This window comes from Nitritalea halalkaliphila LW7 (genome assembly GCF_000265075.1).
Lineage (GTDB): Bacteria > Bacteroidota > Bacteroidia > Cytophagales > Cyclobacteriaceae > Nitritalea > Nitritalea halalkaliphila.
This window is the reverse complement of record NZ_AJYA01000002.1, coordinates 1-24665: the sequence shown is the minus strand read 5'-3', so window position 1 is coordinate 24665 and position 24665 is coordinate 1. Positions and strand designations below refer to the sequence as shown.

The window sequence follows — 24665 nt, the reverse complement described above, 5'->3', positions numbered from 1 at the left end:
TTATTTTCATAAATGAAAGCCTCTCCGTTTAGGTTATTGATAATAAGGTCTAAATCTCCATCATTATCCAGGTCGGCATAAACTGCCCTGTGGAAAAAGTAAGTTGCTCCAAGCCGGCTGTTGGCGCGATATTTTCGAAGCGAAAACCTCCTTGATTTTTAAAAAGAAAATTAGGCTGTGGAACAGAGGGAAACTGATCGATTAGCTTGGTCAGCAAAACGGAATCTTTTCGATAAGTGGCAATTAGGTTTTGATTGTTTACATAATAGTCCACATAATCAAAATCTGTCAAGTCTTTCACGATGCCATTCGCCACGAAAACATCCCGAAGCCCGTCATTATCAATATCAAATATGAGTGCACCCCAGCTCCAGTCGGTGGCATGGAGTCCAGTCTGCCGTGACACATCGATGAAATGAACCTGATCAGAACCCGGCTGGCGTCCTAAATTGCGCTGTAGCGTGTTACGCGTAAACTGATGAAAATACCCCGCTTTTACATTCGCTTGGTACTTGTCCCAATCTTCAAAAGGGGTTTTGGTTTTCACACGCTCTAAGGTGGCCGGGAGCATCTCGGTGACGAAAATATCTGGCCAACCATTATTATCCAGGTCGGCGATATCGGCTCCCATAGAGCCCATACTAATTTCCTGCATCATGTCTTCTAAGGCCTCCGAAAAGGTGCCATCCCCGTTGTTCAGGTACAGATAATCTTTCTCAAAAAAATCATTCGACACATACAGGTCTGGCCAGCCGTCTTGATTCACGTCAGAAACGGTTACCCCTAGACCATAGCCGATCGCACTGCCATAGATACAGGCTTCCTCACTTACATCTACAAAGAAACCATCATCGTTTCGATACAATTTATTCCCCCCTAAAGGATCTCGGATATCTCGCTGTCCTGTTCGGAGATCATTTATCCCCACGGAACGCGCAGAATTATTAAGTAGGTACATATCCAGATCACCGTCTCGATCAAAATCAAAAAACACAGCATGCTGGGACAAGCCTTCATCAGCAATGCCATAGGCTTCGGCCATTTCGGTAAAGGTGAGATCTCCGTTGTTGATATAAAGCGCATTATGCCTTTCCTCTCCCCCGAGAGGACCGGACTTACAAATGTAAATATCTAAAAGGCCATCGCCATTTATGTCCACCATACTCACACCAGTGGACCAAATACCCGGTACAGCGAGGCCTGCTTGGGCTGTTATATCTTCGAACTGAAAGTTTCCTTTATTTAGGTATAGTTTATTATCTGCCTGGTTCCCGGCAAAAAAAATATCAAGCAGGCCATCATTATTGATATCACCTACAGCTACGCCCGCACCATTATAAAAATTCCGAAAAGTATATGGATTAAACTTTTCATCATAGACCAGCTCATTTCTAAAGTCAATGCCTGACTGAGAAGCTGGTACTAATTCAAATAGCGTAGAGGTCTCTGGGTCGGAAGACCCACAAGACTGAAAAAAGAGGAAACCAACGAGTAAACTAAGGAAGGTGGATTGTAAACGCATGCTACGTGGTCTCTAGTAAGGATGAGCTGGCTTTAATGTAAAAGAAGTGCGCCTGAGCGCACTTCTTTTAGCTTATAACAGGTTGAATAGGTTTAGTAACCTGGATTTTGTCTAAGGTTTGGATTACCCTGTAATTGATTGAGCGGAATCGGGAAACGGTTTCTGGTGACAGGGGAAGTTGGCTTCTCCCACCAAGTACCATTAAAGCGTCCGAAACGAATCAGATCAGAACGTCTCCAACCTTCAGCGAACATTTCACGACCTCTTTCTGCTAACAAATCGTCTAGCGTAAGCGTAGTGAAATCTTCTACTCCAGCACGCTGACGCACCTGGTTCACGAAACCTAGAGCGCCGCTAACATCACCTTGACGTAAACGAACCTCAGCTTTCATCAGAATGACATCTGCATAGCGGAAGATAGGGAAATCGTTGTTCAAGTCAGGCTGCGCACCTAAAGGAATCTCGAACTTATTGATACGAGCTCCCGCTTGACGGAACGCATTTGGCTGTAGCTCATTGATCTCAGGAGTGAAGTTGATTTCAGGACCATCAGGATCTCCATCCCAGCCAGACTCATCACGTAGAGGCGTTACACCGTCTAACTCAAACTGAGGACCTGTTAGAAGGTTGTTCTTTCTTAGGTCGTTATCGCTGTAGCTGTTGTAAAACTCCTCTAATGCAGCATAACCATTCCAAGGCTGATCTACCAAGTTAAAGGTTCTTTGAGAGTCATAGTGGAAAGTCATGTGGTGGATATTAAAGCCACCTGCGTTATTCGCATCATAAGGAAGCGTAAACATATTCTCTACTGAACCCGCGTTATTCGCAGAGAAGTTCGCGAAGTAGTTTGGAGAAAGTGTATACGGACCTTCATTAATGATAATATCTAGCATTTCCTCAGCCTCTGCCCAGCGTGGCTCTCCGATATATGCTTCTGCGTTGATATATAATTTCGCCAGAATCATGTGCGCTGTCCAGTAGTTCAGGTTAATGCGTACATTATCTTTCGTTAACATATCCAGATTATCCTTCACACTTGCTTCGATAAAATCGAAAAGCTCTCTGTCCGTAGCTGCTGGAGGAGCAGGATCCGTAGTGGTCTCGATAATCAGCGGCACATTACCGAAGCTGTCCAATAACCATAAGTAACCTAATGAACGTAGGACGCGTAGCTCTGCCACAAGCTCCTCTACATCGGGATACTGCTGAATTAATAAGTTGGACTCAGCAATTACACGGTAAGGAAAATCCCAGATGCCATTAATGTCCACATCGTCTACCGCCCAAGTGTGTCTATGAGCACGTACCCACACACCACCATCATTCCAGTCACCCCCTTTGACAGGGATCGCAATTTCATCGGAGCTAATTTCCTGATAACTATAGAAACCTCCATGGCCCCCAAAGCTACCACCACCCATCAGTCGCGCATACGCAGACTGCTTCAAAACTTCTACTAATTCATCTGGAGGGTTATTCGCTAAATCTTCTGCGGTGACTCCCGTCAATACCTCCTGCTCGAGCTCACATGACACTAAGGTTAGCGCCATGAGCCCTCCTACACCTATTGATTTAATTGTTCGTAACATATGTAAACTAGTTTATGTTATTTAAAGGTTATTGTTAATCCTGCTGTCCAGATACGTGGTACGAAATACGTATCTCTTCTTTCGATCCCTGGGGCTAACTGATCACCACCGTCAGTCCATCTTACTTCAGGATCTACACCAGTAAATGTAGATAAAGTAAATAGGTTCTGAACACCTGCATACACTCTGAAAGAAGAAATGTTTTCAGATGTAGTAGGGATCGTATAGCCTAACTGCATGTTATCCAAGCGAATGAAATCACCTCTTTCAAAATAGAAGTCAGATGCTTGACTTGGCGCATTGCGGATTACTGGATCAGTCGGCGTATTACGCGTGCGTACAGAGTTCCAAGTAGCATTTCCATCCCCTTCGTAGAATAGTCGGAATGAGTTTAGCATCATGTGACCCCAAGAACCACGTAGTAGGAAATTGAAATCCCAGTTACCGTAGTTGAATTGGTTCGTAAATCCGAAATCACCTGTTGGTAATGCATTACCAATGCGCTCGAAATCATCAGGCTCTTCAGAAGATAATACCGTCGTTCCATCTTCAAGAATACCTAATAAACGAGGTGCCCAAATGTCCCCTACACGCTCGCCTTCGATGTTACGGATTACTTGAGAGTTATTTACCCCTGGAGATCCAGGAACACCGCGTCTGATTTCAGGTAGCTGAATACTTCCCACACCGATGTTCTGAATTCTAGCACGCTGATAGATTGTAAACATAGCCGTCGGCGTCCATGTAATTCCTCTACCTAGATTTATACGATCAGTAGTCATCAAGAATTCCAAACCAGCAGAGCGAAGTTCACCGATATTCGCCCATACGGCAGGAGCTGTAAAGAAGTTTCCTGGATCGAATGGATTTGGGTTACCTACCCTACCGGCGTTTCGAATAGGAGATCAGAGATATTTCTTCTGTAGACATCAATGCTACCCGAAATCTTACCATTCATGATCGCATAGTCTAAACCTAAAGTGATCTCAGTAGTCGTCTCCCACTGTAACTGAGGGTTCGGATTCGTAATCTGCTGTGGTGCTACGAAAGCTGTATTTAAATCCTGAGGATCAAGCTGAATACGGTTCCCATTTCCGAATACACCAAGCGCCAAGGTTGGAGAAGGAGGCAACTGACCTACTACCCCGAAGGAACCTCTTAACTTAAACTGATTGAAAATACCCATATCGAATACCTGCGTCAAATCCGCACCAGCGGAGAATGCTGGGAAGATACCCGTTTGGTTTTCGCTACCAAAACCTGAGAAAGTTTCCGCCCTAACAGTAGCAGAGAAGAAGTACGTATTTCTGTAGTTGAAATTCGCTCTACCAAATACAGAATTCAGAACCGAGCGGTTTGCGAAAGAGTACAAATTGGTGTTTTCACCAAAACGAACGCCCGCAGCACCTAAATTATTAAAGGATTGGTCAAATAAGAACTGTCTAACCTGTGCACCGAAACCTCTTTCGTTAAAAATTTGAGATTCAGCACCCGCTAAAACGGCCATTTCTAAACCATCTGCGATTTCATCTTCGTAACGGATGTTACCTGTAATTACCGTATTCACACGATCAAAGGTGTTTTGCTCCGCGATCCCTCTGTTCGCACGACCTCCACCTGGAGCACCATCAAAACGTGAGGTAGCCTGACCATTTAATGTATTTAATACATCCTGAGAAAACTGCCCAGAAATAATTAACTTATCTGTTAAATCGAATTCCGCACGATAAGAATATAAGGCATTCCTTACTTTCGTCTGATTTTGTCTTAGGTTAATAAGCGAAACAGGGTTATTATTGTCAAATCCTGTAGGCTGAAAGAAACCTCCATTACGTAAACCCTCAGCAGAGTTGTCAAAAATAGGCATCGTTGGGTTCAAAATAGTAGCCATCAGCATGGCTTCACCTGGCACGTCATTTGCCTCCGTATCTGTGAAGGATAGATTAACGTTCATACGTAATCTGTTATTCAGTGCTCCGTGATTTAAATTTAAACGCGTATTCAATGTCTCTCTCCCCGAATTCTTTACGATACCTGCATTATTTCTATAATTAACGGATGCTAGGTAGCTAGTGTTTCCGAAACCGCCTGATAAAGACACGTTTGTGGTACCATTTACAGGAGTTTGTAAAATTTCGTCTCTCCAGTTGGTTTCATTGCCAAAATCTGCTTCTGGAATTCTTCTTGCTCTGAATTCTTCAGGAGATAAAACAGGGATAAGGTTTGTAGCCTGATCTACCGAACCGAAGGTATTAATGGTTACATTAGAAAAGCCCTTTTTGGAAGACCCTTGCTTAGTTGTAATCAAAATAACACCCGCTGCACACGTGTACCATAAATAGCAGCAGCAGAGGCATCCTTTAATACATCGATCGTTTCGATATCATTCGGATCCACCGCATCGATGGAAGCACCGATAACACCATCCAGTACAATAAGAGGTGCTGAGTTTGCTCCAAAAGAGGAGATACCTCTTAGACGAACAGTCGGCTGGGCATTTGGCGAACCTCCAGGAGTAGAAATGTTCAAACCCGCTACCTTACCCGTTAACAAGCTCTGCGGATTCGGGAAGTTACCTCTGTTGAAATCTTCCACACCTACACTTGCTACTGAAGATGTAATCTCTTTCTTATCTTGGGTTCCGTAACCGACTACTACCGCCTCTGATAAAGAGGTGATATCTTCTTCCATCGTAACATTAAAGGTACTCTGATTTCCGATGGCGAATTCCTGTGACGTAAAGCCTACAAAAGAAAAGACTAAAGTCCTGTCTCCTGGTTCTACAGTTATCCGAAACTTACCATCTAAGTCCGTAGTGGTACCGCGCGTGGTACCTTTTATGACTACCGTAACTCCCGGCAGTGGATCGTTAAAATCGGCATCCAGGACTGTCCCGGTCACCTCACGACCCTGAGCAAAAGCCACTTGCACGCCTAGCATCAGCATAAAGGCGACGAGTGTCAGTGCTTTCAGCTTTCGTAAATAATTTCTCATAGGGTTTGTTGTTTGTTTTTAGAACGACGTTGTGTTTACTTAATTCCGAATCTAAAATGGACGTTTAATTTTAATTTTGCAAAATTTAACAAAACAGAACCTTTCTAAAGCGTTCATGCACTGCTAACAGAATATTGATATTTTTCATCTAAACTCAACAAACAGCCTTATAATTTAAATTTTCGACAACCGAAATCGATTGAGCTTTACGAAATGTTAAAATTTTCAATTTTTTTTAAAAAACTGAAAATCAGCTTTCCCGTTTTTCCCTACCGAAAAACGAATATTTGGAAAGAAACACTTCTCCCAACTATTCTTTTGTTCCAGAGCTCCCCGCTCCCTCGAAAAAGGATAGTAAATTCTCTTTTATATCTAATGCTCTACACTTCCCCCTTCGCAAGTTTAAACTCAACATTATTTTCCCCGCTAAAACGTCGTGTTATTTCCATTAATCCGCTATCTTGCACGACATATTTGAATAATCTAACAGCATGAATGCCGTGAAACCGAATATTCTTCTTTTCACCTTGCTCTTCCTTTTCTTTGCGCCTGCGCAATGGCTCAGCAGGCCAAGTCCGGAGTAAAAGGATATGTAAAAGCTGGACCGGATACCCCACTCCCTTTCGCTTCCCTATACGTCCGAAACACAGGCCAGGGCTTTACGGCGAACCAGCTTGGTTATTTTGAAATTCCGTTACCGGAAGGAGTTTATGACGTCGTCGTCCAGTTTATGGGCTTTGGAACCCAAGTGCAGACCTTTACCATAAGCGGCCAAAACTGGATAGAAAAAGATATTTTGCTCGAAGAGCAGACCTACGCCCTGCAGGAAGTGGAAGTGAAGGCCGGAAAGGAAGATCCTGCGAACACGATCATGCGAAAGGCGATCGCCAAAGCAGATTTTCACCGCCTCCAAATCAAGCGCTACACCAAATATGTCTACCTAAGAGGAACGGGCGTGCTCGAAAATGCCCCTTTCTTCATCAAAAAGCAACTCAAAGAGGAGGGCTTAAACCTAAATGAGGCCTATACCTTAGAGTCGGTCTCCAAAATCACGTTCACACAGCCCAACACGTACGCGGAAGAAGTGCTAAGCATCCGCAGCTCTGGAGAGGATTTTGGCGCCAGCCGGCCCCTTACTTAAATACTTCCTTTTATGAACAAGAAGTGGCGGGTGGGATCTCCCCTCTCGCGCGTCAGGCTTTTGCCTATTACCGTTTCACGCTGATGGGCTCCTTCTTTGAAGGAAACCGGCTTATTCACAAAATTAAAGTTACGCCGCGCTCCCGTGGTGAGGGGGTGTTCGAAGGCACCATCCACATCATCGATGAGCTTTGGGCCATCCACAGTATCGATGTATTCGTCTCGCAGCTTGGCTTTAAAATCGAGCAGAAAGAGCTCTTTATAGAAGTGCAGGAGGATATATGGCTGCCCGGCACCCTGGAGCTGCGCTTCTCGGGAAAGGTCATGGGCTTCGGAGGCTCCTTTACCTACCTCTCTTCCTCGGATCGCTACGAATTAGAGCTGGACGAGACCCTGGCGATTCGGCCGAAGCTTATCGATGAGAAAATCACCACATTAGATAAAGCCAGCCGTCAGAAATCAACCCTGGAAAGGCTGGAAGAGGGGGAAGAGGTGAGCCGTAAAGAACTGCGCCGGCTCATGCAGGATCTGGAAAAAGAGGCCCTTAAGGAGGCTGATGCTACCCAAATAACTGAGGTAAAAACCTACAAGGTAGATAGTCTGGCGCGTAGGCGGAACCTGAGCTACTGGGACAGCATCCGACCGGTAGCCCTAACGGAGGCCGAACTGAAAGGCTACATGCGCGATGATAGTATCGCCAAAATCGAAAGGGAGGAAATGACCGGAAAGCGCGAACCGAAGGACAGCACACAACAAAATACCAGGTCCAAGTGGCGCTTCCGTCCAGGAATCTTACTTAACGGCACCCAGAAGAACCTCGGCGGCGGGCAGCGCCTTATCGTAGAAGATGCCTGGGGTAAAATTAACTTTAATACCGTCGAGGGCGTGACGGTGGGGAGTGGCATGCGCTATGAAAAGACACGGCGATTCGCAGATACGGTGGATACGCGGCTGCGCCGCAAAGAATTCGTGGCGGCGGGACACTTGCGCTATGGGTTCTCCTCTGAACTCTTTCTTCCTCGTTTCGCCCTTAATTGGATGAGAGACTATAAAGACAGAAGCAGTCTCACCTATGGGATAGGAGGTGGAAGCCGCATCCAACAGTTTAATTCAGAGGGAGTCATCGGTAATGGGCCCATAGTAGAACAGGTAAACTCCCTGTACACCTTACTACTGCGCCAAAACCTGATGAAAATCTATGCAGAGGATTTTCTGGAAGCCAAGGTGGAACGCAAATTTAGCGATGCCTTTACCCTGAACGGTCACCTACTCTACAGCCAGAGACGTTTTCTGGAAAACACCAATAACTTTAGCCTCTACAATAGGCCTGAGCGCGTTTTCACCCCCAACTTCCCCGAAAATGTCGAAATCATGGATATCGGAGAGGCACGCGACCATGAGGCACTCATCGCCGCTGTGGATCTTACCTATCGCTTCGGTATTCGCTACAGCATTTCGAACGGGCGGAAGTCACTGGAAAAACAAGTAGGCCCTACCCTCAAGCTGCACTATTCACGAGCCTTCGGCGAGCTTTTCGATTCCCCTACAGCAGCACAGTTTGATTTTATTAGTGGTCGCCTGGAGCATGAAATGCGTTTTGGGATTTCAGGCCGTCTGCATGTAGCTGCGGAAGTAGGTCAGTTCCTGACAAATGATCAGGTGTATTTGATGGACTTCGCGCATTTCGGTGGCAACAGGACCGTGTTCGCCAGCCTCGGGGTGGTGGATAATTTCCGATTCATGGATTATTACCTTTACAGTACGCGAGATCAGTACGCAAAATTCTTAACGAACTATCAGTTCCGGAAATTCGCGCTAACCCAGCTGCCGTACCTGCGCACGAGCGGTTTACGCGAAAATCTTTTTGTCAACTTTCTCGCCACTCCTACCGCTCCACGATACACTGAAATCGGATACGCAGTCGATAATATCTTCCGCATTTTTAGGGTGGAAGCAGGTATGGCCTTTGAAAACGATACCATGCTCCGTTCCGGTCTGCGCTTTGGTGTAGCCAGCATCTTCACCTTCCAATAAAAAAGCTGTAGGGTCTTGGAAAAATCATTTTTTTTCAAGACCTTAGAGCCTGTAAGGTTTAATAAATAATAGATGAACGACCGATAGTCGTTACTCTTTTGAGGGCTTCTCTGAAGCCTTTTATTTTTTCTATCCTAACCCTATTTTTTTCCTCTTTTTAGCCACTTTTTTTTTATCTTCATGATCCCAAAAGGAGAATCGAAGCGTATGTACATCATTTTTGATACCGAAACCACTGGATTACCCAGAGACTATAATGCCCCTATCAGTGACTTAGATAACTGGCCACGGCTGGTGCAGCTCGCCTGGCAGTTGCACGACGCGAAGGGAAAACTACTCAGCCAAGGGAATCATATCGTCAAGCCAGAGGGCTTCACCATTCCTTATAATGCGGAAAAAGTCCATGGCATTTCCACAGAGCGCGCGACCCGAGAGGGTAAACCGCTCCAGTTTGTTTTAGAAGATTTTTTTAAAGCCTTAGAGAAGGCGCAGTACAGCGTCGGTCATAATATAGAGTTTGATATTAATGTCGTCGGGGCAGAATTTCTGCGCCAGGGATTACTGATGCCTTTCGAGGCGAAGGCCTCCTTAGACACGAAGGACATATCGACGGATTTCTGCGCCATCCCTGGTGGTAAGGGAGGCCGCTTTAAATGGCCGACCCTAACAGAGCTCCACCAAAAGCTTTTTGGCGTAGGTTTCGAAGATGCGCACGATGCAGCCTATGATGTGGACGCCACTGCACGTTGCTTCTTCGGCTTGATCCAAAAAGGTGTGCAGGCACCTGCGGAGGGCTTGCAGCCCAAAGATGTCGTTTATGAAGCGCCTGATTTGGAGGAAGCCAACTTTGCGCAAGCAAAAGACAAGCAGCAAGAGGCCGCCAAAGATGTCCTTCGTGCAGCAGGTCGAGCGGACATATCGGATCTCAGTGATGTGCCCTTTACGCACTTACACGTGCACACACAGTATTCTATTTTACAGTGCACCAGCGAAATCCCAGCCCTCATTCGGCAGGCGAAAAGCCAGGGGATGCCTGCCCTGGCCATGACAGATCATGGAAATATGATGGGTGCCTTCCAATTCGTGAAGGAAGCCCTCGCGCAGGAAATCAAGCCTATTTTAGGATGTGAGTTTAACCTATGCCGAGACCGAAAGAATAAAAATACCAAGGACGATGGGTATCAAACGGTCCTTTTGGCCAAAAATAAGGCAGGTTATCACAATCTAGCCAAGCTGGCGAGCTATGCAAACATAGAGGGATTCTATTACGTCCCTAGAATCGATCGAGATATCCTATTGCAATACAAGGGAGATCTTATCGCCACCACAGGAGGGCTTTGGGGAGAAGTGCCCTTTTTAATTCTAAACGTGGGCGAGACCCAGGCGGAAGAAGCCTTTTTATGGTGGAAAACCATTTCGGGGAAGATTTTTACGTGGAGCTGAACCGGCATGGCATCCCCGAAGAGGAAAAGGTGAATGAGGTGCTTTTGCGCTTCGCGCAAAAATATGACGTCCGCTATTTCGCAGCGAATAACACCTATTACAATCAAAAGGCGGATGCCAAAGCCCACGACATTTTACTCTGCGTTAAAGATGGGGAGCTGGTAGAGAAGCCGAAAAAATACATAGGCAGAAGAGGGCGAGAATACCGCTATGGCTTTCCGAACGATGAGTTTTATCTCAAGACCCCTGAGGAAATGAAAAAGCTGTTCGCAGACCTACCTGAGGCGATTCGCTGCACGCAGGAGATCGTGGATAAGGTGGAGGCTTATAAGCTAGCGCGGGAAGTGCTTCTCCCTAAGTTCGCCATTCCAGAGGAGTTTAAGCATCCCGAGGATGAGCTAGACGGGGGAAAAAGGGGAGAAAATGCTTACCTGCGTCACCTCACCTATGTGGGTGCCGAAAAACGCTACGAAACCATCACGGACGAAATCCGAGAACGTCTGGATTTCGAGCTGGCGACGATCGAGCGAACGGGATATCCGGGGTATTTTCTGATCGTACAGGACTTTACGACAGCGGCACGGGAGATGGGGGTTTCGGTAGGCCCAGGTCGTGGATCCGCCGCGGGTTCGGCTGTGGCCTACTGCATCGGTATTACGAATGTGGATCCGATCGCCTACGACCTGCTATTCGAGCGTTTCCTGAATCCAGACCGGGTTTCCTTACCCGATATTGATATTGATTTCGATGATGAAGGACGGCAGCGTGTGATAGACTACGTCATCAACAAATACGGATCGAATCAGGTAGCCCAGATCATTACTTATGGCACGATGGCAGCGAAATCAGCCATTCGTGACACGGCCCGCGTCCTTAATCTACCACTCAGTGATGCAGACCGTCTGGCGAAGTTAGTGCCCGACATCAAGCTAAAAGCTCTTTTTAGCCTGGCGAAAGAGCGGCCGAAGCTGATGGAGAAGTTGAAGAACAACAGTGAAAGCATCGAAAAAGCGGACGAGCTGCTACGGATTTCTTCTGGCAGTGACCCACTATCTCGGACGATTAACCAGGCTAAAGTTTTGGAAGGCACGGTACGGAATACAGGCATTCATGCCTGCGGAGTGATCATTACGCCAGACGACATCACGAATTTTGTTCCAGTGGCACTAGCGAAGGACTCGGACATGGTATGCACACAGTTTGATAATGCCGTGGTAGAGAGTGCGGGCTCCTGAAGATGGATTTCTTAGGGCTAAAAACCCTGACGCTGATTAAGGATGCCGTTAAAATAGTAAAAGAGCGGCACGGCATCGAGTTAGATCCCGATCACTTTCCGATCGACGATGAGAAGACCTATGCCCTTTTCCAGCGCGGTGAAACGGTGGGAATCTTCCAGTACGAATCCCCAGGGATGCAGAAGTACATGCGGGAATTAAAGCCGACGGTTTTCGCCGATTTAATCGCCATGAATGCCCTTTACCGACCTGGGCCACTGGAATACATCCCGAGCTTCATTCAGCGTAAACATGGGCTTGAGCCCATCACCTACGACCTCGACGATATGAAAGAGTATCTGGAGGAGACCTACGGGATTACCGTATATCAGGAGCAGGTGATGCTCCTTTCCCAGAAGCTAGCCGACTTCACGAAAGGGGAGGCCGATGTCCTGCGAAAGGCGATGGGAAAGAAGCAGAAGGATGTCTTAGATAAAATGAAGCCGAAATTCGTGGAGCAGGCTGCCGCCAAAGGCCACGACGCGAAAAAGCTCGAAAAAATCTGGAAAGACTGGGAAGCCTTTGCCTCCTATGCCTTTAACAAGTCGCACTCCACCTGTTATGCCTGGATTGCCTATCAGACCGCTTACCTGAAGGCACACTATCCTGCAGAGTACATGGCTTCCGTTCTCTCGAATAACATGAATGACATCGCTACAGTTACCTTTTTCATGGAGGAGTGCAAGCGAATGGGTATTCAGGTGCTCGGGCCGGATGTCAATGAGTCTAAGAATGGCTTTACCGTAAATAAAGAAGGACAAATTCGATTTGGTTTAGCAGCGATTAAAGGTGCCGGAAATGCAGCCGTAGATCACATCATCGAGAACCGAGAAGCGAAAGGGCCTTATGCCAGTATCTTTGAGTTTTGCAAGCGAGTGAATGGCAAAGCTCTCAATAAAAAAACCTTGGAAGCGCTCGCACAGGCAGGGGCCTTTGATTGCTTTAAAGAGCATCACCGCCGGCAGTACCTGGAAGCGCCTGATGGTGACGTAACCCTTCTGGAAAAGGCCACAAAATATGCGCAACGTATCCAACAGGAAGAAATGAGTGCACAGGTGAGCCTATTCGGTGGGGAGGAACAGATATTCCGTTGCCCACCGTCACACCGATGGAACCGTTCAGCCAGTTGCAGCAGTTGAACCTTGAAAAAGAAGTAGTCGGACTTTACATCTCAGGGCATCCTTTAGACCAATTTCGAGTAGAAATAGATGCCTACACGAATACGACACTGCCCGAGTTAACAGACACAGACCGTCTCCGGGCCAAGTCTGAGATCAAGGTAGCGGGTCAGGTAAGTGCCTTTGCGCACCGCACCACCAAGACAGGTAAACCTTTCGGAACACTCACAATGGAAGACTATGCCGGAAGCCATACCTTTTTCATCTTCGGGGACGATTATGTGCGCTTTAAGGAATTCTTTATGACAGGTTGGTTCCTGTACATTTCAGGTTCCATGCATGCGAATAAATGGAAAGAAGGCGAGTTTGAATTTAAAATTAACAGTATCGGTCTACTGAATGATCTGCGTGACCGCGTCGTAAAGGGCATACGCATCAGCGTGGATCTCGATGATCTCACCTATAATGTCATGGATCAGCTGGAGCGCTTAGGCAAACAGTATAAAGGAGATGCGCGCTTGTACGTAACGGTAATAGACAAAAAAGAAAATATCAGCCTGGAGCTTTTAGCCACCCAGTACCGAGTGGAGCCCTCTAATGCATTGATGCGTGAATTAGCTCAATTCCCTGAACTGACCTATACACTGGTAAGTGAATAAAGCTATGCTAAGCGCTGTTATACCGCCTATTTGGTATATCTATACACGAAATGAACTTATTCCCTTATATTTGGATTTAAACATATATTCTCCATTACATTAAGAATTACAACTGACATAGAAAATGGCAAAAGCAATTGAGATCACAGATGCTAATTTTGAGGAAATCATCGCATCTGAAAAACCTGTATTAGTAGATTTTTGGGCAGAATGGTGTGGGCCTTGTAAGATGATTGGCCCTGTTGTTGAAGAGCTCGCTGGCGATTATGACGGCAAGGCGGTGATTGGAAAGGTAGATGTAGATGCTAATCCTAGTGTAGCTGCAAAGTTCGGCATTAGAAGTATCCCTACCCTTCTGTTCTTTAAAGGAGGAGAAATCGTAGACAAGCAGGTAGGTGCTGTGCCTAAGGGTGTGCTGGCGCAAAAGCTGGACGCTCAACTCTAACCAACCTGTAAAATGGCATCATAAGGGGAGCTTGTACATGTACAGGCTCCCCTTATTTTTAAGAAAGCTACTGCAGCAGAGAGGACAAGAACGCTTCCCTTAGTCCCATTTTTCGAGGTTAGAAACCCCGCCAGAAACAATAAATTTCATCACATCCGCACTTTTCACATGTCGTAAGATGCGCACATTTTCGCGAGGAACCAAGTATAAATTACCGCTAAAGTTATAGCTGTGAGGGAAATAAATAGCCACGAGCTCCTCTTCTTCCAGCACGCTAAGATCATTTTGTGTAATAAAGCCCAGTCGCGACATGCCTTTCGAAAGTTTGACGATCACAGGGGTATTAAATTTCTTCTTATCCCCCACGAAGGCAGACATCAAGTCTTTTATACTCGTGTACAATATATTTACAAGCGGAATACGGTACACCCAGCGCTCAAACATCTCAAAGAGGGGGCGCGTCAAGAAAAGCCCCGCTAAATAGCCCACAAAGGTGATACTGATGACCATCAGCAGAATCCCGATTCCCGGAATAGGTGAAGGAATGATGCCGTCTAAAAAATTAAGCAGCATGACGATCACATAAACGGTCAGCGCGATGGGAACGACAAATAAGAGCCCTCGAAAGAAAAAGGTTATGAGGCGTTTATTTCCAAAAGACATAAGAAGAAAACAGAAAAGGTGAAAGAATGAAAACCATCAAACATTTACACGTATAAAAAAAGCCTCAAGTTTCCTCGAGGCTTTTTTTAAGACTTCATATAGTACGGTCAAATCTTATAGATCGATACCCATGAAGGACATAAAGGCGATTCCCATAAGACCTGTAATCAGCATGGTAATTCCTAGTCCCTTCAAACCGTTCGGAACATTAGAATATTTTAGCTTTTCACGGATAGCTGCTAGTGCCACGATTGCTAAGAAAAAGCCTACACCAGAACCGAAACCGTAAACACCCGCTTCCGCAAGCGTGTAGTCACGAGTTGCCATGAAAAGCGACCCACCGAGGATCGCACAGTTTACTGCGATTAGCGGTAAGAAAATCCCTAGTGCACCGTATAGGGCTGGGGCGAATTTTTCAACAATCATCTCCACCAGCTGAACCATTGCCGCGATAATCGCGATGAACATGATAAAGCGAAGGAAGGATAGATCGATCTCAGCGAAAGACTCGCCTAACCACACAAGAGCACCCTCCTTAAGGATAAACTCATTCAAGAGCCAGTTAGCTGGAGCCGTCACTGTTAAAACGAAGATAACGGCGGCACCCAAACCAAGCGCAGTACTTACTTTCTTAGAAACAGCTAGGAAAGAACACATTCCTAAGAAGTAAGCGAAAACCATGTTGTCGATAAAAATCGACTTAATTGCTAAATTAAATAAATCCATTTTACGCTTCTTTTTAGTGTTCTACATAGCCAGTTTTGGTACGCTGTACCCAGATGATAAGGCCTAAGATGATAAAGGCTCCTACAGGGGAAACCATCAGACCATTCGTAGCTAAGCTAAAGTCATCTCCGAAAAGACCAGATATTTGGTCAAAAACTGGAACTCCAAATACAGATCCAGAACCCCACAGCTCTCGGAAGAAAGCTACTGCAAGGATAATCCAAGCATAACCTAAAGCACTTCCGAAACCATCTAAAACGGAATCATACGGCTTATTTCCAAGTGCATAAGCTTCTAAGCGACCCATTACAATACAGTTTGTAATGATTAGACCTACGAAAACCGAAAGCTCCTTATACATATCGTAAGCGAAGGCCTTCAATACCTCATTTACTAAAGTTACTAAGGAAGCAATAACAGCCAGCTGAACAATGATTCGCACACGGCTAGGAATCGTATTACGCAGCAAGGAAATCGTTAAGTTCGCAAATACCATTACGAAGATCACAGAGAGCGCCATAACGAATGTAGGCTGTAACTGTGTCGTAACCGCCAGTGCGGAACAGATACCTAATACTTGTATGGTGATCGGATTATCGTCGACAAGCGGATCGCTCAATAACTTTTTTCTTCTTTTCGACAGGAGCGCCTCAGCGGGCTTTTTTACTTCTGTCACTTGTGCAGTTTCTGTACTCATTCTTATCGTAATATAGAGACGTGGAACATCAATTTAAAACAGCCATACCGCCTGACTCACCACTTCTACGCTTTTGAATATAAGCGCTATAGTGAGACATGTACGCCTTAAGCATGTTATTTACACCGACAGCGGTAATCGTAGCGCCTGAAAGACCATCTACCTTATGCGCATCATCGCTGTAATCTCTGCCCTCACCTTTCTGCATGTTGACAGACTGTAATTCACCAGATTCATCGAAAATACGCTTCCCTTGGAAACGTGCCTGGACGGAAGCATCTGTAATTCTAGCTCCTAGACCTGGAGTTTCAGATGCATGCGCAAAAGTAACCCCTTTAATCGTGGTCAAATCTGTTTCCAAAGCGACATAACCCCAGATAGCATCCCAAAGGCCTGCACCATAAACAGGGATAATGAAAGATTCCACGTCTTCACCATTCTCAGCGAGGAACATGAACACTGGGTAAAGGCGATCTTCAGGCTTACGCTTGTAGTTTCTGCCGATATCCACATTCTCCGGAATGATGGCGATGCCGTCTTCATCTTTTTCTACTTCTTCGCCCTTAATGTTTACTACTTTAGAAGAGATCCTTTTATCGTAGTAGGCAAAGACCTCTTCACCGCTCATTTTAGAAAGCTCAGATGCCTCTAAAACAGCACCTAAGATTTGCTTTTTCGTATCCAGCTCCACCGCTTTTTTCTGAATTGGTCCTAAAACCTGCGATGTTCCAGATAGTAATAGCCCCAGTACCACCGTGAGGATAACTGAGAACGTTACGATATATACATTAGACTGTTGCACGTTGTAACCTCCTTGTTTTATTCGCTTTAACTACATAATGATCGATTAGCGGTGCAAACACATTCATAAAGAGTACAGCTAACATGATTCCCTCCGGATAAGCCGGGTTAGAAACACGAATGATAACTGTAAGCACCCCAATCATAATTCCATAAATCCATTTACCGATTTCAGTCTGCGCAGCAGAAACTGGATCTGTAGCCATAAAGACCACACCGAATGCTAAACCTCCCATTACCCAGTGGTATTCCGCAGGCATAGCCATATACTCATTTACAGCAAGTAAGTTCATCAAGGCGCCCATGATATAAGCTCCAGCGAAACCACCTACGATAATCTTCCAGCTTGCCACTCCTGTAGCTACTAAAATCGCAGCACCCACGAGTGCCATCAAGGTAGACGTTTCACCGATAGAACCAGGAATCCACCCCATAAATAGGTTTCCGAACTCGAATAAGCCTGCTCCGATAGCTGTATTATGCGCTGCCAAAGCACTCGTTACCGCTTCACCCTCTACGCCTGCCGTGTAGGCTACTGCTAAGGCGGTAGCTCCAGAAAAGCCATCGACTACCGCTTGGTCACCCAGGTAAGTCCAAACTGTATCCCCTGAAATCTGCGCCGGATAGGCGAAGTATAGGAAGGCACGCGCCGTCATGGCTACGTTTAAGATATTCATCCCCGTTCCACCGAACACTTCCTTCGCTATAACCACTGCGAAAATCGTCGCGAGCGCTACCTGCCACAAAGGAATAGTAGCTGGAACTACTAATGGAATTAACATCCCCGTTACTAGGAAGCCCTCATTAATTGGGTGCTTACGAATAACAGCGAAAACCGCCTCCACTAAACCTCCCGCAGCGTAGGCCACGATAACTATTGGAAGTACCAGCTGCAAACCAATTAACATTTTGCCGCCAAAATCCTCCCATAGGCCTGCCGTTTGGCCAGTGGCCAAGAAATGCTGATGTCCTGTATTATAAATACCGAATAACAAACATGGGATCATCGCGATCACCACGGTAATCATCATACGCTTCAGATCGATAGCATCTTTAACCTGCGCACCCTTTATACCGGCTGTATGATTCGGTGTAAAGAGGAAGGTTTCGCCTGCCTCGAAAGCATAATAGAATTTTTCAAGCTTACCGCCCTTTTCGAACATGGGCTTCTGCTTATCTAATAATTCTCGTAGAAACTTCATATCGTTAACTGTATTGTATTAAATCTATTCCTTTTCTCAATATCTCCTGTACCGGATGCTTCGATACGTCCACAAACTCACATAGGGCTAGATCTTCCTCCACTAACTCGTAGATGCCAAGCTCCTCCATCTCATCAAAATCCTCCGCCATGATCGCCTTCATCAGGTACACAGGAAGAATATCCATAGGCGTTACACTCTCGAAAACGCCTGTCTGCACAAATGCTCGCTCCTCACCATTAGTGTTGGTGTTTAAACGATACTCTTTGCTTCCATTTAAGAAAGAAAGTAAACCAAGTGCGCGGTGGAAGCTTAGCTTTTTCGCCGTAGGCTTTAACCAACCTAAAAACTCGTATTCATTTCCTTCTGGAAGCACCGTGATCTGGTTATGATAAAAGCCTAGGTAGCCATCCTGCTGAATGCGCTCTCCAGTTAAAACATTTCCAGAAACTACACGTACATTATCATAATTTAGATTCCCTTGAACCAGCTTATCCACACAAGTCCCCGAAATGACTTTAGCATAACCTGTTTGCTTCAATTCAGAACCCGTAACAGCTATTAATTTGGAGGCGTCATACCTTCCCGTTAAAAGCAGCTTACCGATTTGTGCTACTCCACTTGGAGAAACTGTCCAGACGATATCCCCTTTGTTAATCGGATCGATATGGTGAATTTGTACACCAACATTACCCGCTGGATGTGGGCCGGAGAATTTGTTCACCTGAACATCTTCTAGATTAGCGTACACACTCGGAACTTCTTTCGCACTGTCTACTCCTAAGTGCACCTTACCGGAGGTGAATTTCTTTAAGGCCGCTAATCCAGCCTTAAAATTCTCTTCCTCTCCTTTAAGCACGATGCTATAATCGGGAGCTAAAGGATGCGTGTCAAAACCCGAAATAAAGATATTTTTCGGGGTGTCAGCAGGATTCGCGACTACGCCGAAGGGACGCTGAATGATGTGTGGCCACATTCCAGATCCAGCGATGTGTTTCTTAAGTGCCTCCGCATCTGCAGAACGAATAGAAGAAAGCGTGAACTTAGGTAACTCCTCATAAACGATCTGGCTGTCAGCCAAAATCTTAATTTCGAGTAGCTTACGCTTTTCTCCACGCTTGATTTCTACCACCTCACCCGAAACCGGTGCCGCATACTTCACTTCATCCATCGCCTTGTCAAAGAAGATGATGCTTCCCGCCTTCACGGTATCACCCTCTTTCACCGTAACCTTTGGCCGCTGAATCCCCTGAAAATCAGTTGGCTTTAGCGCAAAAGTTTTGGCTGTCTGGAATTCGACTTCTTTCGGCTCCGCCTTCCCGGCTAGCTTAATGTCGAAACCCTTTTTTAGCTTAACTATTTTTGACATATTTATTTAGAATGTATGATCCCTTGAAAATCGCCTCAAATCTAATAAAATACAGTTGTTAATTGAAGCGTTTTAAGCTATTATTTAGGTTTTACCGTGCGTAGAGTCACAGGATAACAAGAATTTTTGACCTACTTTTTAGCCTAGAATTAAATCCTGTTCTAAGGCCTGAATATGCTCGCTCACCTGTTCCATCAACCACATCGGCGTGGAAGTAGCTCCGCAAATCCCCACCTTATCCTCTGGCGAAAACCAACCTGGCAGAATTTCGCGCTCATTCTCCACGAAATAACTCCGCTCATTTACCGATTTACACACCTGATACAGCGCCTTGCCATTCGAGCTCTTTCTGCCCGCTACGAAAATCAGTACATCATTCTCCTCAGCGAAACGCGCTAACTGCGGCTCCCTGTTGGAAACCTGCCGACAAATACTGTCATTCGCATTAAAATCGACTGCAGAAAACTCTCCCTTGACTGCGCGAATACGCTCCTCGATTTTTTCCTTTAGCGCATAAAAACCCTTCGTGCTTTTCGTCGTCTGACTGAACAGCGTCACGGGCCGCGTGAAGTCTATCTGCTCCAGATCCTTATCTTCCATCACCACGATAGCCTTCTCTAAAGTCTGCCCTGTAAGCCCCACACTTCTGCATGGCCTTTCTTTCCGTAAATGACAATCTGGCCTTCCTCCTGCTCCATTTTATCGAAAGCTGTCTTCACCCGATGCTGCAGCTTCAGCACCACCGGACAGGAAGCATCGATCAGCTCAATGTTATTTGCGATCGCCAGCTTATACGTCTCCGGAGGCTCCCCATGTGCACGAATCAGCACCTTGCAGTTCCTGAGCTCCTGTAAATCCTCTCGCTCGATCACCACCAGACCCTTATCCCGTAAGCGCTGTACCTCCATATCATTATGCACGATATCACCTAAGCAGTAAAGCTTGTCCGAGACCTCCATCTCATCCTCAGCCATCTTAATGGCAAACTCTACCCCGAAACAATATCCAGAATTCTTATCTATCGTGATTTGCATATTCACTTGGTTTGTTGGTTCATGGCACGCCGTGCCAAAGTCAGGATCTGATCCACCTGCTCCTCGAAGCGTAGACTGCTCGTATCAATGACATAAGCATCCTCCGCCTGGTACAGGGGACTCTCCTCGCGCGAACTATCGATCGCGTCGCGCGAAGCTAAATTATCCATGATGTCGGAAAGAGAAACTTCATCCCCGGCTGCTGCCAGTTCTGTCTGCCTGCGGGCAGCCCTTACTTCCAAATTCGCTGACATATAAATCTTTAATTCAGCATCTGGAAAGACGACCGTACCGATATCTCGACCATCCATCACCACTCCCTTCTCAGCTCCTAGCGCCTGCTGCTGGCCACAAGCGCCTCACGTACTGCCTTAATTTTACTTACCTTACTAACATAATTCGATACCCGCATAGTTCGAATTTCCTGCTCTACATGCCGACCATTTAAGTAAGTGTCTTGCCCGGAACCATTGGCCCCCGGCCGAAAACGAATCTCCATACTCGCTAAAGCCTCTGCCACAGACTCCTCGGAAGTAAGCTCGGTAGCATTTTCTAAAAAATGAAGCGTCGCCGCCCGATACATCGCCCCAGAATCTATATATACATAGCCTAAGGCTTTCGCCACCGCCTTCGCAGTAGAACTTTTACCACAGCCCGAAAGGCCATCTATGGCAATAACTATCTTATTCATTAAACCCAAAAGTGTCTGTATGCTTTTACTTCAAATGCAAATATAGTAAGTTTATCGCATAATTAATGCCTCTGTAAGCGGGACTTGCGCCCCACACACGCATTTAGAAAGTTTCTTAAAAATTGAATTTCAAACCTTTACTCCCCTCCGGCATGAACGAGTTCCGCCTAAAAGGCCAGTTAGTGGACCTGCACCAAGAAAGCATCTACGCCGCTGAAATCGAAGTGAAAAACGGACGCATCTGCCGCATCCAAAAGCTCCAGCCCGACAGCAGCCTTCCCTTTATCCTCCCCGGCTTCATCGATGCCCACGTGCACATAGAATCTTCCATGCTCATCCCGACCGAGTTTGCCCGCATGGCCGTCTGCCACGGAAGCATCGCCACCATCTCTGACCCCCATGAAATCGCTAACGTCTGCGGCATGGAAGGCATCCGATTCATGATCGAAAATGGCAAAAAAACACCCTTTAAATTCTTTTTTGGAGCCCCATCCTGTGTGCCAGCCACTCCCTTCGAGACAGCAGGAGCGACCATCCAAGTAGCCGATATCCACCAGCTCATGGAGGATCCGGATATTCATTACCTCGCCGAAATGATGAACTGGCCCGGAACCCTCGCCCGTGACCCTCAAGTGATGGCCAAAATAGACCTGGCACATCGTTACGGTAAGCCTGTCGATGGACATGCCCCCGGACTACGAGGAGAACAGGCCGCTCACTATGCCGCCGCAGGCATCAGCACCGACCATGAGTGCTTCAGCTATGAGGAGGCACGCGACAAGGCTGATATCGGCATGAAAATCGCCATCCGCGAGGGAAGCGCCGCTAAAAACTTCGACGCCCTGATCGACCTGATCGATACCCATCCCGACCAGGTCATGTTCTGTTCCGACGACAAGCATCCAGACTACCTGGCCATTAGCCATATCGATGAGCTCGTCCGCCGGGCTATCGCCAAAGGAAAAGCCCTCTTCCCCGTCCTACGCGCCGCCTGCCTGAACCCTATCCTCACTATAAATTGCCGGTAGCAGCCTCCGCCTACAAGATCCCGCTGACTTTATCGTGGTGGAAGACCTGAAAAACTTCCTCCACCTCGCTACCTATATCCAAGGGGAAAAAGTGGCCGAAAAAGGCCAAACTTTACTTCCCTCCTACCCTGAAACCCCGATTAACAACTTCTCCATCGGGCCGAAAAAAGTGGAGGACTTTCACCTCCCCGCGGCTGGCACCCGAGTACGCGTCATCACCGCACTCGATGGACAGCTGATCACACCCGAAAGCAGTGGGGATATTCTCGTGGAGGAAGGTTTGGCCCAGGCCAATGTCGCCGCCGATATCCTAAAAATCGCCGTGGTCAATCGCTATGCCGAAGCCCCCGTAGCCATGGCCTTTGTGAAAAATTTCGGCCTAAAAGCAGGCGCCATCGCCTCCACAGTGGCCCACGACTCCCATAATATCATCGCCGTGGGCGTAGACGATGCCAGTATCTGTGATGCGGTCAACCTCCTCATCCAAGAAAAAGGGGGTATTTCTGCCGTGAACGGAGAAGAAAAGCAGGTGCTCGGACTACCCGTGGCGGGCCTGATGTGCTGCGAAGACGGATACAGCGTGGCGCAGGCCTACACCCAAATCGACGCACAGGCTAAACGCATGGGCGCACAGCTGCAGGCACCCTTTATGACCCTAAGCTTTATGGCGCTTTTAGTTATCCCAGACCTGAAGCTCAGCGATAAAGGCCTCTTCGACGGACAAGCCTTTACCTTTAAAGACCTCTTTTTATCCTAAATTTTTACCGCAAGTAAAAGAAAAAGGGAAGACGGGAAACCAATTTTCCTTTTTCTTTTTTGCCCTTTCATTCGCTAATCTTTTTACTTTTTTCAGGGACGAACAACATCCGCCAGTCAATAAGCCGAAAGACCACATTCCCGAGCGAAAAATTATTATTAATCGAATTTCCAAACTTCATGTATTATTTGTATGTTTATAGGGTAGATTAAAAGAATAAACCCAAATATAATTTTATATGTCGATTTACGAGCTCAACGAAAATCAAGTCATGATTTCCCAAATGATCCGAGATTTCGGAGCAAAGGAAATCACCCCGTTTCGCAACAAATGGGACGATGAGCAGCACTTCCCCCTCGAACTGTTTAAAAAACTAGGTGAACTCGGTCTCATGGGTGTTTTAGTGCCCACAGAATATGGAGGCTCTGGCTTTGGTTACTTCGAATATGTCACCGCCATCGAAGAACTAACGAAATTAGACCCTTCAGTAGGCCTCTCCATGGCAGCACATAACTCGCTCTGCACCGGTCACATCCTTCAGTTCGGAAATGAGGAGCAAAAACAAAAATACCTCCCCAAACTTGCTACAGGTGAATTCCTAGGTGCTTGGGGTCTCACCGAGCCGAACACAGGTTCCGACGCAGGAAACATGCGTACAGTGGCCGTGGAAGATGGCGATTATTACGTACTTAACGGCGCGAAAAACTTTATCACACACGGCAGTCTCAGGGGATGTCGCAGTGGTGATCGCCCGTACGGCAAAGTGGGCGACTCCCACGGCATGACTGCTTTTATCATCGAAAGAGGCACTCCCGGGTTCCGCGGCGGCCGTAAAGAGGATAAATTGGGCATGCGTGCTTCCGAAACAGCCGAGCTAATCTTCGAAGATTGCCGCGTACATAAAAGCCAGATTCTCGGTGAGGTAGGGGAAGGTTTTATCCAATCTATGAAAATTCTGGATGGTGGACGTATTTCCATCGCCGCACTTTCCCTCGGCATCGCACAGGGTGCCCTCGAAGCTTCCATACAGTATGCGAAGGAAAGACAGCAGTTTAATCAGCCCATCAGTAAGTTCCAGGCGATCAGCTTTAAACTTGCCGACATGAACACCCAGATCGACGCTGCCCGTCTGCTTACCTTTAAAGCGGCCGACATGAAAAACAAGGGCCAAAAAGTAACCCTAGCCAGTGCACAAGCGAAATACTACGCTTCCGAAGTGTGCGTAAGCGTTTCGAATGAGGCCGTTCAGATCTTCGGCGGCTATGGTTTCACGAAGGACTATCCGGTAGAGAAGTTCTACCGCGACTCTAAACTTTGCACCATCGGTGAAGGTACCTCAGAGATCCAGAAATTAGTGATTTCCAGAGAAATGCTCCGCTAAGGACATGCCCCTCCTTTGGCCTTCGGCCAAAAAAAAATAAAAAGGAAGCCAATACGAAACTGGCTTCCTTTTTATTTATTCCCCGCCCAAGCGCTTAG

General features: G+C 46.6%; 15 protein-coding genes and 4 pseudogenes. 6 read left to right on the top strand and 13 right to left on the bottom strand.

Features of this window, described 5'->3' with window-relative positions; all coding sequences use genetic code 11:
* Positions 1–49: 49 nt before the first annotated feature.
* The 5 genes from A3SI_RS19935 to A3SI_RS19920 form a co-directional block, all read right to left on the bottom strand.
* Positions 50–1522, bottom strand: a complete 1473-nt coding sequence (locus A3SI_RS19935) for an FG-GAP repeat domain-containing protein (protein WP_238531542.1) — start codon at positions 1520–1522, stop codon at positions 50–52.
* Positions 1523–1614: 92 nt separating this feature from the next.
* Positions 1615–3111: a RagB/SusD family nutrient uptake outer membrane protein gene (locus A3SI_RS00615; protein ID WP_040669707.1), complete on the bottom strand. Its 1497-nt coding sequence runs from the start codon at positions 3109–3111 to the stop codon at positions 1615–1617.
* 17 nt (positions 3112–3128) lie between these two features.
* Positions 3129–3839 carry a TonB-dependent receptor plug gene (locus tag A3SI_RS19930; RefSeq protein WP_009053150.1) on the bottom strand — a complete coding sequence of 237 codons (711 nt, stop codon included), beginning with the start codon at positions 3837–3839 and terminating at the stop codon, positions 3129–3131.
* A gap of 149 nt (positions 3840–3988) precedes the next feature.
* The gene (locus A3SI_RS19925) at positions 3989–5419 is read right to left on the bottom strand and encodes a SusC/RagA family TonB-linked outer membrane protein (protein WP_009053149.1); all 1431 of its coding nucleotides are present in this window, start codon (positions 5417–5419) and stop codon (positions 3989–3991) included.
* Complete coding sequence (locus tag A3SI_RS19920) at positions 5416–6105, bottom strand: carboxypeptidase-like regulatory domain-containing protein (protein ID WP_009053148.1); 690 nt, start codon at positions 6103–6105, stop codon at positions 5416–5418. Before A3SI_RS19920 ends, A3SI_RS19925 begins: the two co-directional genes overlap by 4 nt.
* Positions 6106–6661: 556 nt before the next feature.
* On the opposite strand from A3SI_RS19920, the pseudogene A3SI_RS00605 reads away from it, so the two are divergent.
* From A3SI_RS00605 to trxA, 3 genes and pseudogenes are all read left to right on the top strand, one after another.
* A pseudogene (locus tag A3SI_RS00605) lies at positions 6662–9279 on the top strand (DUF5686 and carboxypeptidase regulatory-like domain-containing protein).
* A 207-nt stretch (positions 9280–9486) separates the two neighbouring features.
* Positions 9487–13773 (top strand): annotated as a pseudogene (gene dnaE / locus A3SI_RS00600) (DNA polymerase III subunit alpha).
* 124 nt (positions 13774–13897) lie between these two features.
* Complete coding sequence (gene trxA / locus A3SI_RS00595) at positions 13898–14218, top strand: thioredoxin (RefSeq protein ID WP_009053147.1); 321 nt, start codon at positions 13898–13900, stop codon at positions 14216–14218.
* A 99-nt stretch (positions 14219–14317) separates the two neighbouring features.
* Here the strand turns inward: trxA and A3SI_RS00590 are convergent, their stop codons facing one another.
* The 8 genes and pseudogenes from A3SI_RS00590 to cmk form a co-directional block, all read right to left on the bottom strand.
* A complete protein-coding gene (locus tag A3SI_RS00590; protein ID WP_009053146.1) occupies positions 14318–14881 on the bottom strand; it encodes a DUF502 domain-containing protein in 564 nt (187 codons plus the stop codon).
* Positions 14882–14995: 114 nt separating this feature from the next.
* The gene (gene nqrE, locus A3SI_RS00585) at positions 14996–15607 is read right to left on the bottom strand and encodes an NADH:ubiquinone reductase (Na(+)-transporting) subunit E (RefSeq protein WP_009053145.1); all 612 of its coding nucleotides are present in this window, start codon (positions 15605–15607) and stop codon (positions 14996–14998) included.
* 13 nt (positions 15608–15620) lie between these two features.
* Positions 15621–16304 (bottom strand): NADH:ubiquinone reductase (Na(+)-transporting) subunit D, encoded by a 684-nt coding sequence (locus A3SI_RS00580; RefSeq protein ID WP_040669706.1) that lies wholly within the window; start codon positions 16302–16304, stop codon positions 15621–15623.
* 28 nt (positions 16305–16332) lie between these two features.
* Positions 16333–17106, bottom strand: a complete 774-nt coding sequence (gene nqrC / locus A3SI_RS00575; protein ID WP_009053143.1) for an NADH:ubiquinone reductase (Na(+)-transporting) subunit C — start codon at positions 17104–17106, stop codon at positions 16333–16335.
* Positions 17093–18307: an NADH:ubiquinone reductase (Na(+)-transporting) subunit B gene (locus A3SI_RS00570; protein ID WP_009053142.1), complete on the bottom strand. Its 1215-nt coding sequence runs from the start codon at positions 18305–18307 to the stop codon at positions 17093–17095. Before A3SI_RS00570 ends, nqrC begins: the two co-directional genes overlap by 14 nt.
* A 4-nt stretch (positions 18308–18311) precedes the next feature.
* Positions 18312–19676 (bottom strand): Na(+)-translocating NADH-quinone reductase subunit A, encoded by a 1365-nt coding sequence (locus A3SI_RS00565; protein WP_009053141.1) that lies wholly within the window; start codon positions 19674–19676, stop codon positions 18312–18314.
* 138 nt (positions 19677–19814) lie between these two features.
* Positions 19815–20710, bottom strand: a pseudogene (locus tag A3SI_RS00560) (4-hydroxy-3-methylbut-2-enyl diphosphate reductase).
* Between the two features lie 2 nt (positions 20711–20712).
* Positions 20713–21401: pseudogene (gene cmk / locus A3SI_RS18705) on the bottom strand ((d)CMP kinase).
* Positions 21402–21553: 152 nt separating this feature from the next.
* Between cmk and A3SI_RS21920 the strand changes: the two are divergent.
* The 3 genes from A3SI_RS21920 (at position 21554) to A3SI_RS00545 (ending at position 24567) form a co-directional block, all read left to right on the top strand.
* Complete coding sequence (locus tag A3SI_RS21920; RefSeq protein ID WP_316929022.1) at positions 21554–22429, top strand: amidohydrolase family protein; 876 nt, start codon at positions 21554–21556, stop codon at positions 22427–22429.
* Between the two features lie 34 nt (positions 22430–22463).
* Positions 22464–23186 carry an adenine deaminase C-terminal domain-containing protein gene (locus A3SI_RS21915; protein WP_316929021.1) on the top strand — a complete coding sequence of 241 codons (723 nt, stop codon included), beginning with the start codon at positions 22464–22466 and terminating at the stop codon, positions 23184–23186.
* Positions 23187–23424: 238 nt separating this feature from the next.
* Complete coding sequence (locus A3SI_RS00545; protein ID WP_009053138.1) at positions 23425–24567, top strand: acyl-CoA dehydrogenase family protein; 1143 nt, start codon at positions 23425–23427, stop codon at positions 24565–24567.
* Positions 24568–24665: the final 98 nt, after the last annotated feature.

Coding starts and splice junctions, on each gene's coding strand:
- A3SI_RS19935 (WP_238531542.1), bottom strand. CDS start 1,522: ATGCGTTTACAATCCACCTTCCTTAGTTTACTCGTTGGTTTCCTCTTT.
- A3SI_RS00615 (WP_040669707.1), bottom strand. CDS start 3,111: ATGTTACGAACAATTAAATCAATAGGTGTAGGAGGGCTCATGGCGCTA.
- A3SI_RS19930 (WP_009053150.1), bottom strand. CDS start 3,839: ATGTTTACAATCTATCAGCGTGCTAGAATTCAGAACATCGGTGTGGGA.
- A3SI_RS19920 (WP_009053148.1), bottom strand. CDS start 6,105: ATGAGAAATTATTTACGAAAGCTGAAAGCACTGACACTCGTCGCCTTT.
- trxA (WP_009053147.1), top strand. CDS start 13,898: ATGGCAAAAGCAATTGAGATCACAGATGCTAATTTTGAGGAAATCATC.
- A3SI_RS00590 (WP_009053146.1), bottom strand. CDS start 14,881: ATGTCTTTTGGAAATAAACGCCTCATAACCTTTTTCTTTCGAGGGCTC.
- nqrE (WP_009053145.1), bottom strand. CDS start 15,607: ATGGATTTATTTAATTTAGCAATTAAGTCGATTTTTATCGACAACATG.
- A3SI_RS00580 (WP_040669706.1), bottom strand. CDS start 16,304: ATGAGTACAGAAACTGCACAAGTGACAGAAGTAAAAAAGCCCGCTGAG.
- A3SI_RS00570 (WP_009053142.1), bottom strand. CDS start 18,307: ATGAAGTTTCTACGAGAATTATTAGATAAGCAGAAGCCCATGTTCGAA.
- A3SI_RS00565 (WP_009053141.1), bottom strand. CDS start 19,676: ATGTCAAAAATAGTTAAGCTAAAAAAGGGTTTCGACATTAAGCTAGCC.
- A3SI_RS21920 (WP_316929022.1), top strand. CDS start 21,554: ATGAACGAGTTCCGCCTAAAAGGCCAGTTAGTGGACCTGCACCAAGAA.
- A3SI_RS00545 (WP_009053138.1), top strand. CDS start 23,425: ATGTCGATTTACGAGCTCAACGAAAATCAAGTCATGATTTCCCAAATG.